At 71.0% G+C, this 13,389-nt stretch carries 13 protein-coding genes; 3 read left to right on the top strand and 10 right to left on the bottom strand.

The window, feature by feature from the left end; genetic code table 11:
* Window positions 1-27: 27 nt before the first annotated feature.
* Complete coding sequence (locus tag ACLZN2_RS43745; RefSeq protein WP_416985359.1) at window positions 28-1,086, bottom strand: acyltransferase domain-containing protein; 1,059 nt, start codon at window positions 1,084-1,086, stop codon at window positions 28-30.
* Between the two features lie 178 nt (window positions 1,087-1,264).
* Between ACLZN2_RS43745 and ACLZN2_RS43740 the strand changes: the two genes are divergently transcribed.
* The gene (locus ACLZN2_RS43740; RefSeq protein ID WP_416985358.1) at window positions 1,265-2,281 is read left to right on the top strand and encodes a ketoacyl-ACP synthase III family protein; all 1,017 of its coding nucleotides are present in this window, start codon (window positions 1,265-1,267) and stop codon (window positions 2,279-2,281) included.
* Between the two features lie 82 nt (window positions 2,282-2,363).
* Here the strand turns inward: ACLZN2_RS43740 and rfbA are convergent, their stop codons facing one another.
* A complete protein-coding gene (gene rfbA / locus ACLZN2_RS43735) occupies window positions 2,364-3,281 on the bottom strand; it encodes a glucose-1-phosphate thymidylyltransferase RfbA (protein WP_416985357.1) in 918 nt (305 codons plus the stop codon).
* A gap of 14 nt (window positions 3,282-3,295) precedes the next feature.
* Window positions 3,296-3,736, bottom strand: a complete 441-nt coding sequence (locus ACLZN2_RS43730; RefSeq protein ID WP_416985356.1) for a nuclear transport factor 2 family protein — start codon at window positions 3,734-3,736, stop codon at window positions 3,296-3,298.
* 195 nt (window positions 3,737-3,931) lie between these two features.
* Here ACLZN2_RS43730 and ACLZN2_RS43725 point away from each other — a divergent pair, with 195 nt between their 5' ends.
* The gene (locus ACLZN2_RS43725) at window positions 3,932-4,849 is read left to right on the top strand and encodes an MBL fold metallo-hydrolase (RefSeq protein ID WP_416985355.1); all 918 of its coding nucleotides are present in this window, start codon (window positions 3,932-3,934) and stop codon (window positions 4,847-4,849) included.
* A 69-nt stretch (window positions 4,850-4,918) separates the two neighbouring features.
* Here ACLZN2_RS43725 and ACLZN2_RS43720 read toward each other — a convergent pair whose 3' ends face one another.
* The 7 genes from ACLZN2_RS43720 to ACLZN2_RS43690 form a co-directional block, all read right to left on the bottom strand.
* The gene (locus tag ACLZN2_RS43720; protein ID WP_416985354.1) at window positions 4,919-5,194 is read right to left on the bottom strand and encodes a hypothetical protein; all 276 of its coding nucleotides are present in this window, start codon (window positions 5,192-5,194) and stop codon (window positions 4,919-4,921) included.
* Between the two features lie 2 nt (window positions 5,195-5,196).
* Entirely contained in the window at window positions 5,197-6,819 is a 1,623-nt protein-coding gene (locus ACLZN2_RS43715) for an acyl-CoA carboxylase subunit beta (protein WP_416985353.1), read from the bottom strand.
* A gap of 362 nt (window positions 6,820-7,181) precedes the next feature.
* Entirely contained in the window at window positions 7,182-8,399 is a 1,218-nt protein-coding gene (locus ACLZN2_RS43710; protein WP_416985352.1) for a ketosynthase chain-length factor, read from the bottom strand.
* The gene (locus ACLZN2_RS43705) at window positions 8,396-9,664 is read right to left on the bottom strand and encodes a beta-ketoacyl-[acyl-carrier-protein] synthase family protein (protein WP_416985351.1); all 1,269 of its coding nucleotides are present in this window, start codon (window positions 9,662-9,664) and stop codon (window positions 8,396-8,398) included. The genes ACLZN2_RS43710 and ACLZN2_RS43705 overlap by 4 nt, the downstream gene beginning before the upstream one ends.
* 72 nt (window positions 9,665-9,736) lie before the next feature.
* Window positions 9,737-10,393, bottom strand: a complete 657-nt coding sequence (locus ACLZN2_RS43700) for an FMN-dependent NADH-azoreductase (protein ID WP_416985350.1) — start codon at window positions 10,391-10,393, stop codon at window positions 9,737-9,739.
* Between the two features lie 226 nt (window positions 10,394-10,619).
* Entirely contained in the window at window positions 10,620-11,663 is a 1,044-nt protein-coding gene (locus tag ACLZN2_RS43695) for a methyltransferase (RefSeq protein ID WP_416985349.1), read from the bottom strand.
* Window positions 11,664-11,703: 40 nt separating this feature from the next.
* Window positions 11,704-12,186, bottom strand: coding sequence for a nuclear transport factor 2 family protein (locus ACLZN2_RS43690; RefSeq protein ID WP_416985348.1), 483 nt, complete (start codon window positions 12,184-12,186; stop codon window positions 11,704-11,706).
* A 188-nt stretch (window positions 12,187-12,374) separates the two neighbouring features.
* On the opposite strand from ACLZN2_RS43690, the gene ACLZN2_RS43685 reads away from it, so the two are divergent.
* Complete coding sequence (locus tag ACLZN2_RS43685) at window positions 12,375-13,388, top strand: zinc-binding dehydrogenase (RefSeq protein ID WP_416985347.1); 1,014 nt, start codon at window positions 12,375-12,377, stop codon at window positions 13,386-13,388.
* Window position 13,389: the final 1 nt, after the last annotated feature.

Here is a 13,389-nt window from a genome sequence, read left to right as displayed (position 1 = left end):
AGAGCCTGTGTCATATCCCCGGCCGGATCAGCGCGCGGCGTCATGGGGGCCCCTCCCGCGCGAGCGAAGCCGTGCGTGCGTGCCAGGCGTCGCGCGCCCGGCCGGGGATATGACACAGGCTCTGAGCCGGCGCCGTACCTCGCCCGCGGCCTCGCGGTCGTCGCGGTCTCCCGGCACCAGCGGCTGGACGAGGCTGCGCCCGGCGATCACCTGGGGTTGGCGGCGGGCCAGCCGGCTGAGGCCGTCGCCCGGACCGGCCTCCAGCAGCAGGCAGTCGTGCGCGGCGAGCAGGGCGGTGAGCGCCGGTGCGAAGTACACGGTCCGGGCGGCCTGCCAGGCCCAGAAGTCAGGGTCCAGCGCCTCCTTCTCGGCGAGCAGACCGGGCGTGCAGGCGGAGTAGAAGGGGACGTCCGGCCGTCGCAGCGGCACGGCCCGGAACCCGGGCAGGGTCGCGCGTACGGCGTCGTCGACCGCGGGGCTGTGGAAGGCCTGCCTGGCCAGCACCTGGCGGCAGACGACACCCCGTCCGTCCAGCTCCCGGGCCGCCCGGGCCAGGGGTTCGCGCTCCCCGGCGAGCAGGAGCTGGCGGGCGGCGTTCACCGCGGCCAGGTGCACCTCCTCGCCGAGCAGGTCGGCGACGTCGTCGGTGGTGGCCGCGACGGCCAGCATCCCGCCGGGCGGTGTGTCGGCGAAGTGCACGACCCGCTCACGCATCAGGCGTATGCCGTCGTCGAAACCGAGAATCCCGGCCAGGGTCGCCGCGGCGAACTCCCCGACGCTGTGCCCGAGCAGGGCCGCCGGGCGCACGCCCCAGCCGAGCACCATCCGTCCGAGGGCGTGGTTCACGGCGTAGAGCAACGGCTGAGCCACCGTCACGTCGTCGTACTGCGCCGACGGCACCTCGGCGAGCCATTCCCGCCGTAGCCGCGGACCGTCCTGTCCCAGGAGCCGGAACGCCTCGTCCATCCAGAAGGTGAACGTCGAGTCGTGCTCGTACAGACCCGCGGCCATGCGTGGGTACTGCGCACCCTGGCCGGGGAAGACGAGTGCGACCGGCAGATTCGGCTGTTGCGCTGTGAGCGACATCCGGTTGCCGTCCTTTCCGTCTTTCCTCGCTGCCGCACTATGGGTCAGGGGATTCGACGTTCACCTGAGCCCCGATCGAGAATCGGGAACAAGATCCGGCTCCGTCTGGATTTGAGCCACCTCCGAGCGGCACCGTGCAGGCTCGACGGCCGAATGCCGTCGGGCGGAGGGAAAAGCGGTGCCAGAAAAAGAGGTGTTCGTTTCCGGGGTGGGGCTTCATCTGCCGCCGGCCATGCCGGCCGAGGAGGCGGTCCGGCAGGGGCTGACCGACGAATGGACCGTGCGGCGCACCCGGATGCGGTCGGTGTGCGTCGGCACGGAGGCCGGACCGCAGATGGCGGTCAGGGCCGCACGGGAGGCGCTGCGCCACGCGGGCGCCGCGCCCCATGACATCGACCTGGTCCTGCACGCCAGCAGCTATTTCCAGGGCTACGACCTGTGGGCGCCCGCCTCGTACGTGCAGCGCGAGGCCGTCGGCAACGCGTGCCTTTCGCTGGCCGTCGAGCAGCTGTCCAACGGCGGGATGGCCGCCCTGGAGCTCGCGGTGGCCTATCTGCGCGCGGACGCCGGCCGCCGCGGTGCCCTCGTGACGACCGGCGACCGGTTCTGCCTGCCGGGGATCGACCGGTGGACCACCGACCCGGGGACCGTGCTCGGGGACGGCGGCACCGCGATCGTGCTGTCCACGGAGGACGGTTTCGCGCTGATCCGCAGTCTGGTGACGGTGTCCGACCCGACCCTGGAGAAGATGGGGCGGGGCGACGATCCCTTCGCCACGACCCCGCTGGAGACCAGGACCCCGATCAGTGTGGAGGAGCCCCGCGCCCGCCTGGTGAAGGAGATGGGCATGTCGGAGCTGATCGACCGGCTGCACACCGGACAGCGGGCGGCCTTCGAACAGGCCCTGCTCGAGGCGGACGTGAAGCAGGAGGACCTCGACTGGACGGTGCTGCCCCACCTCGGCCGCGCGAAGATGGACTTCCAGTTCTTCTCGGCGCTGGACCTCGACCCGGAGCGGACCACGTGGCCCTGGGGATCGGGGGTCGGCCACCTCGGCGCCGGCGACATGTTCGCCGGGCTCGCCCATCTGACACGGACCGGTGCGCTGCGCCCGGGCCGGACGGGGGCGCTGGTCAGCGCGGGCGGCGGCTTCGCCTGGACGGTGGCCGTCCTGGAGATCCTGACCGCGGCGTAGGGTCCGTCCGGCGGATCACTTCGTATGATCCGCCGGACAGACCCTGACGGCCGGCCTCCCGGCCGGCCTCGGTGCGCCGGGGTCAAACCCCTCGCTTCGCGCCGACGAGCCGACGGCGGTAGCCGACGCCGACGGCTTCGGCGGCGACCTCCATCACGTACCGGCCGTACGGCGACTTGGCCATTCCCTCGCCCAGCCGGCGGCACGTCTCGGCGTCGATGAAGCCCATCTGCAGCGCGACCTCCTCCAGACAGGCGATACGCACCCCCATGCGCTCCTCCATGGCCTGCACGTAGATGCCGGCCTTGAGCAGCGCCTCGGGGGTGCCCGTGTCGAGCCAGGCGAAGCCCCGGCCGAGCTCGATCAGCTTGGCCCTGCGGCGTTCCAGGTACCACCGGTTGACGTCGGTGATCTCCAGTTCGCCACGCGGCGACGGGCTCAGGTTCTTGGCCACGTCCACGACGTCGTTGTCGTAGAAGTACAGGCCGGTGATCGCCCGGTCGGACTTCGGTTCGGCCGGCTTCTCCTCGAGCGAGACCAGCCGCCCCTCGGCGTCGGTCACCCCGACCCCGTACCGCTCGGGGTCCGGTACCGGGTAGCCGAAGAGGACGCAGCCGTCCACGTCGCGGGCGTTGCGGCGCAGCAGCTCCCGGAATCCCGAGCCGTGGAAGATGTTGTCCCCCAGCACCAGGGCGACCGGGTCGGCGCCGATGAAGTCGGCCCCGATGGTGAACGCCTGCGCCAGGCCGCCGGGCTTCTCCTGCGCGGCGTAGCTGAGCGAGAGGCCCAGCCGCGAGCCGTCGCCGAGCAGCCGCTGGAAGTACGGCATGTCGGTGGGCGTGGTGATGACGAGGATCTCCCGGATGTCGGCCAGCATGAGCACCGACAACGGGTAGTAGATCATCGGCTTGTCACTGACGGGGAGGAGCTGTTTCGACACGGCCAGGGTGATCGGATGCAGCCGGGTCCCCGTGCCTCCTGCGAGGACTATCCCCTTCATCGTGGTCCTCGGCCTCAGGAGGCCGGACGGTCCTGGTCGATGACGCGCTCCCGGGTCCGGATCCCGCCCGTCTCGGTGCGCACCAGTTCGTCGACCACGGTGAAGGTCGGCTCGAAGTCCACCTTCCCGGTGGCGTCGGTCCGCGTGACCAGGCAGACGTAGTCCACCCGCCAGCCGTCCTCGGTCCTCTCGACGAGGTAGTGGTCGAACCAGTGCCGCGGCACGACCGACCTGTACCGCGGGAGCGCGGCCCGCATCGCCGTGACCATCGCCTCGCGGCCGGCGAGGCGCTCTCCGCGGTGCGCGTGGTCGATGACACCGTCCTCGGTGAAGGTGTCGGCGAACTCCTCGATCTTCAGGGCATCCATCAGGCGGCACTGTCGGGCGTAGAAACCGAGGATCTCCATGTACTCCTCGGCCGTCACCTTCTGCCGCTCGGCGGTCTGCGTAGCCACGGTGCACTCCTCCTCAGGCATGGGTTTCCTTCCTGAGGAAGCGTTGTCCGGGCAGCTGGAAATCGGCTGGATTCTCGGTGCACCGAATATCACCCGACTGTCCCTCGACCGGGTCTTCCCGCATTCCAGTGAGGCTCATGTCCTTCTGGTGATCCTCGCCGACAAAATGACGTCGCACCGGGAATGGAGTCGGGAATGACGCTTCAACAGGTCCGGTCGGAAATGCGAGAGGTCGCCCGGTCGGTATATGCCTGGATTCAGCCCGACGGCGGGTGGTGCCTGAACAACGCCGGGCTGATCCTCGACGGGGACTGCGCGGTGCTGGTCGACACGGCCGCCACCGAACGCCGTACCCGCGCCCTGGCCGAGGCGGTGGGCGCGCTGGCGCCGGCCGGGCCGGACTTCCTCGTCAACACGCACTTCCACGGCGACCACACCTTCGGCAACTCCTACTTCAAGCCGCGGGCGACGATCATCGCCCATGAGAACTGCGCCCGTGACCAGATCGCCGCGGGCCCGGGGCTGCGCGGGTTGTGGCCGGACGTGGAGTGGGGGGAGACACCGGTTCTCGGACCCGACGTGACCTACGGCGGCGACGAGGCCGCCGTCCACTCGGGCGGTCGGCGCATCGCCCTGCTGCACCCCGGGACGGCCCACACCACCGGCGACACGGTGGTGTGGCTGCCCGACGACGGCGTCCTGTTCGCCGGGGACGTCGTGTGGTCCCGGAGCACCCCGTTCTGTCTGATGGGCTCGGTCACCGGCTCGCTGGAGGCGATCGAGCGGCTGGGCGCGCTGGGGGCGGAGACGGTCGTGCCCGGTCACGGGCCGGTCGGCGGTGCGGAGCTGCTGGACGAGACCGCTTCCTATCTGGGCTGGCTGCTGGAGGTGGCGGACTCGGGGCTGCGGGCCGGACGGTCGGTGCTGGAGACGGCCCGGGCCACGGATCTGGGCGCGTGGGCCGGGTTCCTCGACGCCGAGCGCATCGTCGGGAACCTGCACCGCTCCTACGCCGAGCTCGCCGGAGCGGTACCGGGTGCGCCGATCGACGTGGCCATGGCCTTCGGGGAGATGGTGGAGTTCCACGGCGGTCTCCCGGTGTGCCATGCCTGAGTGACGGCCTGTCGGGNGGGGGGTGTGACGCGCTCGCGTCACACCCCCCTCGCCCGAGACGGCGAAGCACTACTGGTCGGGCCACTCGGGCCAGTCGGCCGCCGCGGGCGACCCCGAGTCGGGCCGGTGCCCCCAGCCGTTGGCGGCGGGCTGATGCGGGCAGGGCCAGTCCACCCAGCCGGCCACCTCGGTCGCGTCCGGGCGGAGGGGAGGTACCGCGCCGGCCACCGCGGACGGATCCGCGGCGGACCGGTGCAGGCAGGTCAACAGCGCCACGGTGAGGACGGCGATCTCGTGCTCGGTCGGCCGCCCGGCGCGGATCGTGAACAACGGGTCCGCGGTCATGACTACATCGGGGGGTTGCCGTGCTTGCGCGCCGCCAGGGAGCCGCGTTTGCCCTCCAGCATCTCCAGCGCCCGGACGAGGGTCTCGCGGGTGTGCGCGGGGTCGATGACGTCGTCGACCAGCCCGTGCTCGGCCGCGTAGTAGGGGTGCACCAACTCCTCGCGGTAGGAGCGGATGTACTGCTCCCGCGTCTCCTCCGGATCGCTCGACGCCGCGATCTCCCGGCGGAAGATGACGTTCGCGGCGCCCTCGGCGCCCATCACCGCGATCTCGTTGGTGGGCCAGGCCAGGGACAGATCGGTCCCGATGGACCGCGAGTCCATGACGATCCAGGCGCCGCCGTAGGCCTTGCGCAGGATCAGCTGGACGCGGGGGACGGTGGCGACGCAGTAGGCGTAGAGGAGCTTCGCCCCGTGCCGGATGATCCCCTGGTGCTCCTGGTCCCTGCCCGGTAGGAAGCCGGGCACGTCGACCAGGGTGACCAGCGGAATGCTGAAGGAGTCGCACATCTGGACGAAGCGCGCGCCCTTGTCGGATGCGTCGATGTCCAGGGTCCCCGCCGAGACCATGGGCTGGTTGGCGACCACCCCGACCACCCGGCCGCCCATCCGCGCCAACGCGCAGACGATGTTGCGCGCCCAGTTCGGCTGCACCTCGAAGTACTCGCCGTCGTCCACGATCTCCTCGATCACCCGGAGGATGTCGTACGCCTGGGTGGGCACCGAGGGTACGAGGTCGAGGAGGGCGTCGGTCCTGCGGTCCACCGGGTCCGTGCAGGGGACGACCGGGGGCAGGGACCGGTTGTTGGCGGGGAGCAGCGACAGCAGGTACCGGACGTCGGCGATGCACGTGTGCTCGTCGTCGTAGACGAACGACGAGACGCCGGAGACACCCGCGTGAACGTCCGCCCCGCCGAGGCCGTTCATACTGATCCGCTCGCCGGTCACGGCCTGGACCACGTCCGGGCCGGTGATGAACATCTGGGCCATGTCCCGGACCATGAACACGAAGTCCGTCAGCGCGGGCGAGTAGGCGGCCCCGCCCGCGCACGGTCCGAGGATCACGCTGATCTGCGGGATGACTCCGGACGCCAGGGCGTTACGGCGGAAGATCCCGCCGTAGCCGGCGAGCGCGGTGACGCCCTCCTGGATCCGGGCCCCCGCCCCGTCGCACAGGCTGACCAGCGGGGCGCCGGCGGCGACGGCCATGTCCATCAGCTTGTGGATCTTCGCGGCATGGGCCTCGCCCAGGGCGCCGCCGAACATACGGAAGTCGTGCGCGTAGGCGAAGACCTTCTGCCCGTGGACCTGCCCCCAGCCGACGACGACCCCGTCGGTGCTGGGGCGCTTGTCCGCCAGTCCGAAGGCTGTCGCCCGGTGCTTGCGGAAGGCCTCGATCTCGATGAACGTCCCCTCGTCGAAGAGCAGGTCGAGGCGTTCCCTGACGGTGAGTTTCCCCTTGGCGCGCTGGGCGGCGGTCGCCTCCGCGCTCGGCCCCTCGCGGATCACCGCCTTGAGCCGGGTGAGCTCCTCGGTACGGGTCCGCAGGTCGTCCGGCTGGACGGCCTCCTCGTGGTCGTCCGGGAGTACCGCGCTCCAGGCCGGCTCGGTGACTGGCGTCAGCATGAAAAGCCCTTTCGTTGCGACATGGCGATGGGCGGACCGCGGCTGAGAGCCTGTGTCATATCCCCGGCCGGATCAGCGTGCGGCGTCATGGGGCCCCTCCCCCGCGAGCGAAGCCGAGCGTGGGGGAGGAGCCACGTGGGCGTTTCGGCAACGCGGCTGGGGGTCCCCCCTCTGGGGGTGGGGGTGCCCCCTCTGGGGGTGGGGGTCCCCCCTCTGGGGGTGGGGGTCCCCCCTCTGGGGGGTGGGGGTGCCCCCTCTGGGGGAGCGTGCCAGACGCCGCGCGCCCGGCCGGGGATATGACACAGGCTCTGAGGCCGCTGAGGCCGCGACGCTGCTGCGGCCGCGGCGACAGCTGCCGCGACTCAGCGGAACTGGCGTACCGCCATCGCCGAGTTGAAGCCTCCGTGCCCCCGGGCGACGATCAGCGCCGACCGCACCGCCATCTGCCGGGGCTCGCCGACCACGAGGTCCAGCTCGTACTCGGGGACGACGTCCCTGACGCCCACGGCGGGCGGGATGGCGCTCCAGAACATCGACAGCAGCGCCGTGGCGACGTCGAGGGAGGCACCGCCGGCGAACAACCGTCCGGTCATGGTCTTGGGCACGGCGACCGGGACGCCCCGGGGCCCGAAGACCGCCTTGATCGCCTCCGCCTCGACCTGGTCCAGCTCGGGCTCGCCCACCGCGTCGGCGAAGACTACGTCGATGTCCGCGGCGTCCATGCCGGCGTCGCCCAGCGCCATCTCGATGGCCCGCTGCAGGCCGGGCGTGCGGCCCGGTGTGCGCGAGTCGAAGGTGGAGGCGTATCCGGCGATCTCGCCGTAGATCGTGCTGCCGGGCCGCTTCTTCGCGGTCTCCGGCGTCTCCAGCACCATGATCGCGCCGCCCTCGCCGGGCACATAGCCGCCCGCGCGCTCGTCGAAGGGCAGATAGGCCCGCTGCGGGTCGGAGCTGCGGCTGATCCGGCCGGTGGACTGGTGGGCGACCCAGGCCCACGGGCACAGCGTGCTGTCGATCCCGCCGGTGAGCATGAGGCCCGCGCCGTCCCGCAGCTGCCGCCGGGCGTGCCCGATCGCGTCGATCCCGCCGGCCTGCTCGCTGATCACCACGGCGCCGGGCCCGTGCATCTTGTGCCGGATGGATATCTGACCCGTGTTGACCGCGTAGAACCACGCGAACGACTGGTAGGCGCTGACGTACTCCGGGCCCTGGTGGTGCAGCTTGGCCAGCTCGCGCTGGCCGAACTCGTACCCGCCGCCGGAGGCCGCCGTGACCACGCCCATCTCGTCGGTGGGCACGTCGCCGCCTCGCACCCCGGCCTGGCGCAGCGCCCAGTCGGTGGCCACCAGGGACAACCGGGTGATGTGGTCGGACTGGGGCAGGATCCGGTCCTGCAGGTGCCGGTCGGGCGCGAAGTCGGGTATCTCGCCGCCGAGTTTGCTGCGGTACTTCGAGATGTCGAACTTGGTCACCCGGCGGATGCCGGACTGGCCGGCCATCAACGCGCGCCAGTACGCGGTCGGGCCCAGCCCGTTGGGCGCCGCGATGCCGACTCCGGTCACCACTGCTCGCCTGGTCATCGCTTCGCTCCTCGTACGTTTCGCAGGATCATCGCGCTCTGGAACCCACCGAAGCCGCTGCCGACGGTCAGCACGGTGTTGAGCCGCTTCTCACGGGCCACGTTGGGCACGTAGTCCAGGTCGCACTGCGGGTCGGGTTCGTTGAGGTTGGCCGTCGGCGGGATCAGTCCCTCGCGCATGGCGAGCAGGCAGCCGGCGATCTCCAGCGAGCCGATCGCGCCCAGTGAGTGACCGATCATCGATTTGAAGCCGCTGATCGGCGTGGTGAAGGCGTCCTCGCCGAGGCTGCGCTTGAAGGCACCGGTCTCGTGCAGGTCGTTCTGCTTGGTGCCCGAGCCGTGCGCGTTGATGTAGTCGATGTACGGGGGCAGGATCCGCGCCTGGTCCATCGCCACCTCGATGGCCGAGGCCATGTCCTTGCCCTCGGCCTCCAGACCGGTCATGTGGTACGCGTTGCAACGCGAGGCGTACCCGGCGACCTCGCCGTAGATCCGCGCGCCGCGGGCCCGTGCGTGCTCGAGCTCCTCGACCACGACGATGGCGCAGCCCTCGGCGAGCACCAGGCCGTCCCGGGTCCTGTCGAAGGGGCGGCAGGCGTGCTCGGGGTCGTCGTTACGGGTGGAGCTCGCGCGCAGCACGTCGAAGCAGACCACCGTGATCGGTGACAGCGGGGCCTCCGTGCCTCCGCTGATGACGACGTCGGCGCTGCCCTCCTCGATCAGCCGGGCCGCGTAGCCCACCGAGTCGATGCCGGAGGTGCAGCCGGTCGAGACCAGGGTGACCGGTCCTTCCGCGCCCGCGTCCGTGGCGAGTTCGGCCGCCATCGAGCTGGGGTTCACGTAGTCGTACAGGTGGGGGACGGTGTAGCCCTGGTCGACCTCCCAGTGCCGGCCGCCGTCACTGCCGATGGTGAACTCCCGCTCCAGACTGGTGGTGCAGCCGACCGCGGAGCCGAGGGCGACGCCGACCCGGGTCGGGTCCAGCGCGTCGAACTGCAGGCCCGCGTCCGTGGCCGCTTCCCGGCCCGCGACCACCGCGAACTGCGCGGCGCGGTCCAGGCGGCGCACGTCCTGCGGGGTGAGACCCGACTTCAGCGGATTGAAGTCGACCTCCCCCGCCATGCGGGAGCGGAAGGCCGAAGGGTCGAAGTGGGAGATCGCCCTGGTCGCCGTCCTGCCCTCGGCAAGTAGGCTCCAATATTCCTTGACACCTATGGCACCTGGCGAAATGACGCCGAGCCCGGTGATCACAGCGCGACGGGACACCGATGGCCTCCTGGATCAGTGCAGGTTGATTTGTGTGAGAATGCGCCGCCTGGCTCGTGACTGACTCGACTATCACCGCACCGGCACGGCGCAGACCTCACGGGCTCGCTTCTCGGCCGCCTGGTGCGCCATGGCGAGGGACTGCTCGGCGAGGGGCACGAGATCGGCCATCGCGGGCACCCGCGGGGCCAGCGAGAGCTGGGCGGCGATGACCTCGACCCGCAGGCCGAGACCGGTGCCGAACACGGTCTCCAGGTACGGGCCGCAGTGGTTGGCCTTCTCCATGGGGGCACCCGGGGTGTACCCGCCGCCGTAGCTGGCGACGACGGTCGCGGGGCGGCCGGCCAGCGGGCCGGGGGTGCCGTCGAAGGTGATCGTGCGGTCGTTGACCAGGACCTGGTCGAGCCACGCCTTGAGCGTGGAGGGGATGGACCAGTTGTACATCGGGGTGCTCACCAGCAGCGTGTCGGCGGCCAGCAGTTCCTCGACGAGTTCGTCGCGCAGCAGCATGGCGGCGCGCTGGCGTCCGTCGTGCGCGGCCGGCGGGGTGAAACCGGCGGTGACCCCCGCCTCGGTCAGCGGCGGCACGGGGACGGCGCCCAGGTCCCGGTAGGTGACGACGCCGTCCGGGTTCTCGTCCTGCCACGCCCGGCGGAAGGTCTTGGCCAGTTCCCTGGAGACCGAACCGTGGGACATGGCGGAGGAGTCGATGTGCAGCAGGTGCGGCATGGCTGTCTCCCGAAAGGTCTGCGGACCGTGGCATGGGCCCGTTCACGCCACGGTCGGTCAGCTCGCTCGTGTCGCGGCGGACCCCGCCTCAAGCGGCGCCGCGCCCCGGCACGCGTCAGGGGCGGGATGCCCACGGCATTCCCGCCCCTGTGCTCAGCTGTTCTCCGGTGTTCTCGTGTTCTCCGGTGTTCTCGTGTTCTCCGGTGGTGTCGGACGCCGTGCGCTCCTACGGGACGAGCGCGGTCAGCAGGACCGACTGGTCGCCCTCGATACTCCGCACGCCCTGGTAGACCAGGCCAGCCTGCTCGAACAGCGCGGCGAACTGGTCGACGCTGCGCCGCTTCCCGCCGCCCATGAGCACCATCAGCAGATCCACGGCGGTGCAGATCTCCTCGAACGGGCTGTCGCCGCCCAGCAGCATGTCGACGACCACCACTCGGGCGCCGGAGGCCGCGGCCCGCGCGGTGTTCCGCAGGATCCTGACGACGGTGTCGTCGTCCCACATGTACATCATGTGCTTGTACAGATAGGTGTCCGCGCCACCGGGCACGGACTCGCGGCAGTCCCCGGCGAGCAGTTCGGCACGTTCGGCCAGGGCACCGCCCGCCCGCAGCTGTTCGTCGACGCTGGGCAGCACCTGTTCCAGTTCGAGCAGCACACCGCGGATGCCGGGGTGCGCCTGCAGAAGCCGCAGCAGCAGCTGTCCCTGGCCGCCCCCCACGTCCATGACCGTCTCGCCGGGGGCCGGGGCCAGCGCGGCCACCAGGGCGGGGGCGTTGTTGAGCAGGATGGTGTTGGCGGTCATCGCCCGGTTGAAGATCGCGCCGGCCTCGGGGTCGTCGTTGACGAAGTAGCTCTGCGCCTGGGTGCCGAAGACCTTGGGGAAGGCCGCCTCGCCGGTGCGCACGGCGTCCGCGGTGTGGTGCAGCACCGAGACCGGGACGTGCAGCCATCCGAAGCGGATGACGTCGGGAGCTCCCCAGGGCGAGTCCTGACGGATCATCCGCGACAGCTCGGTGTGGCGGAACCGCCCGTCCTCGACGGCCTCGAAGAACCCCAGGCAGGACAGTGCGCGCAGCAGCCGCCCGAGCGCGTCCGGGTCCGCGCCGACGGTCTTCGCCAGCTCCCCGGCGCCGAGTGGCTCGTCGTCCAGCGCGTCGGCCACCTTCAGATCGACGGCCGCCTGGACGAACTGCAGGGCCGCGAAGCCCATGCCGATCCGATACAGCGTCACCCGGGCTTCCAGGGAGGGAAGTGCGGCAGTGGTCATGGCTCTCTCTGCTCCAATCGTGCCGGTCGTGGGGCTCGGGTCAGCCGTGCTGTGCCGTGAGCCGGGCGAAGTAGCGGCCGGGATCGGGCAGGTCGTGGCGGATGATCCGGGACCTGGCGCGCAGTCCCTCCTCGGTGCGCACCAGCTCGTCGGTGACGACACAGCTCGGTTCGAAGGTCACGGCACCGTTCTCGTCGGTGACGCTGACCAGACAGGTGGCGGTGACCCGTATGGAGCCGTCCGGCTGCGGCTCGGCGCGGCGGTTCTCGAACCAGTGCCGGATGGTGCTGGTCCCGTAGCGGGGGATGTTGCCGCGCATGCCCTCCAGCAGCGCCACGCGGCTCCGGAGCTGCCAGGCACCCTCGTAGCCGAAGACGCAGTCCTCGGTGAAGGTCTGTGCGAAGGCCTCGAACTCGCGCTCCTCCAGCAGCGGCATCTGGTGGGCGTAGAAGGCGGCGATCTCGAAGGACGGGTCCGAGTGCTGCTCAGTATGCTGCTCCGAGTGCTGCAGCGTCTGCGACACGGTGCACCCCTTTCGACGGTCCGGTGGTTCGCGGGAACCGCACCGTGCACCCTCGCGATCCAGAGCGGCTGGAGTGTGGGTGAAACGCCGACGCGACGAGCTCCAGCCGCGCGCGACCTCCCTTCGAGAGCGATCTCCCACCCTCGGCACAGCACGCCCACCGATCCCTCGCACAAGGAGCTGACGACATGCCCGACGGGACGCCGACGAAGAGCCAGGAGGTACGGCTCGTCTCCTATCCGGACGGTGAACTCTCCCTCGACCACTTCGAGATCGCCGTGACCGAGCTCGCCGAGCCGGAGCCGGGTCAGGTGGTGGTCCGCAACGAGTGGATGTCGCTCGGCACGGTCTACCGCGACCAGATGCAGTCCGCGCTGGACATCCCGATCCCCGTCTTCCAGCTCGGCCAGGCCATGTGGGGCCGCACGGTCGGCACCGTGGTGAGGTCCGCGAGCCCCGACCTCGCCGTGGGCGACCTGGTCGAGCACTTCAGCGGCTGGCGCGACTACGCCGTGGGGTACGCCGGGCAGTTCTTCAAGAGGAACCCCGGGCAGCTGCCCGGGAGCGAGTACTTCCTCTCCAACGGGCCCACGGCCTGGCGCGGGCTGGCGGAGATCGCCCAGGTGCGCGAGGGTGACGTGGTGTTCGTCTCCGGCGCCACCTCCGGCGTCGGCTGCCTCGCCGCCCACATCGCCAAGGCGCTCGGCGCGGCGAAGGTCATCGGCAGCACCGGCTCCCCGAAGAAGACCGACTTCCTGCTCCGGGAGGCCGGCTACGACGCCGCGTTCGACTACCACGACGGCCCGGTCGTCGACCGGCTGCGCGAGCTGGCCCCCGACGGGATCACGGTCTTCTTCGACAACGTCGGCGGCGAGCAGTTCGAGGCGGCGGTCCAGGCGGCCGCCCCCGGCGCCCGCTTCGCGCTCTGCGGCTCGCTGGCCGCGCAGCACGGCGAGGACGCCCGCCCGCGTCTGGACCTGCAGAGCCTCATCCCGCGCGAGCTGTCCTTCCAGGGCTTCGCCACCCTGCACACACCGCAGCAGATCGAGGAGTGGAACGCGCGGTTCGGCACCTGGCTCGCCGAGGGCCGGATCTCCTTCCCGCACACCGTGGTGGAGGGCGGGGTCGCCGCGCTTCCGCAGGCCATGATCGACCTGCTGAGCGGCCGGCTCTCCGGCACGGCGCTGGTGAGGTTGTCCTGAG

The sequence above is a fragment of the Streptomyces sp. T028 genome (assembly GCF_048159505.1).
Lineage (GTDB): Bacteria > Actinomycetota > Actinomycetes > Streptomycetales > Streptomycetaceae > Streptomyces.
Note: the sequence above shows the minus strand (reverse complement) of the source record. Positions and strands in the feature narration are given on the sequence as shown.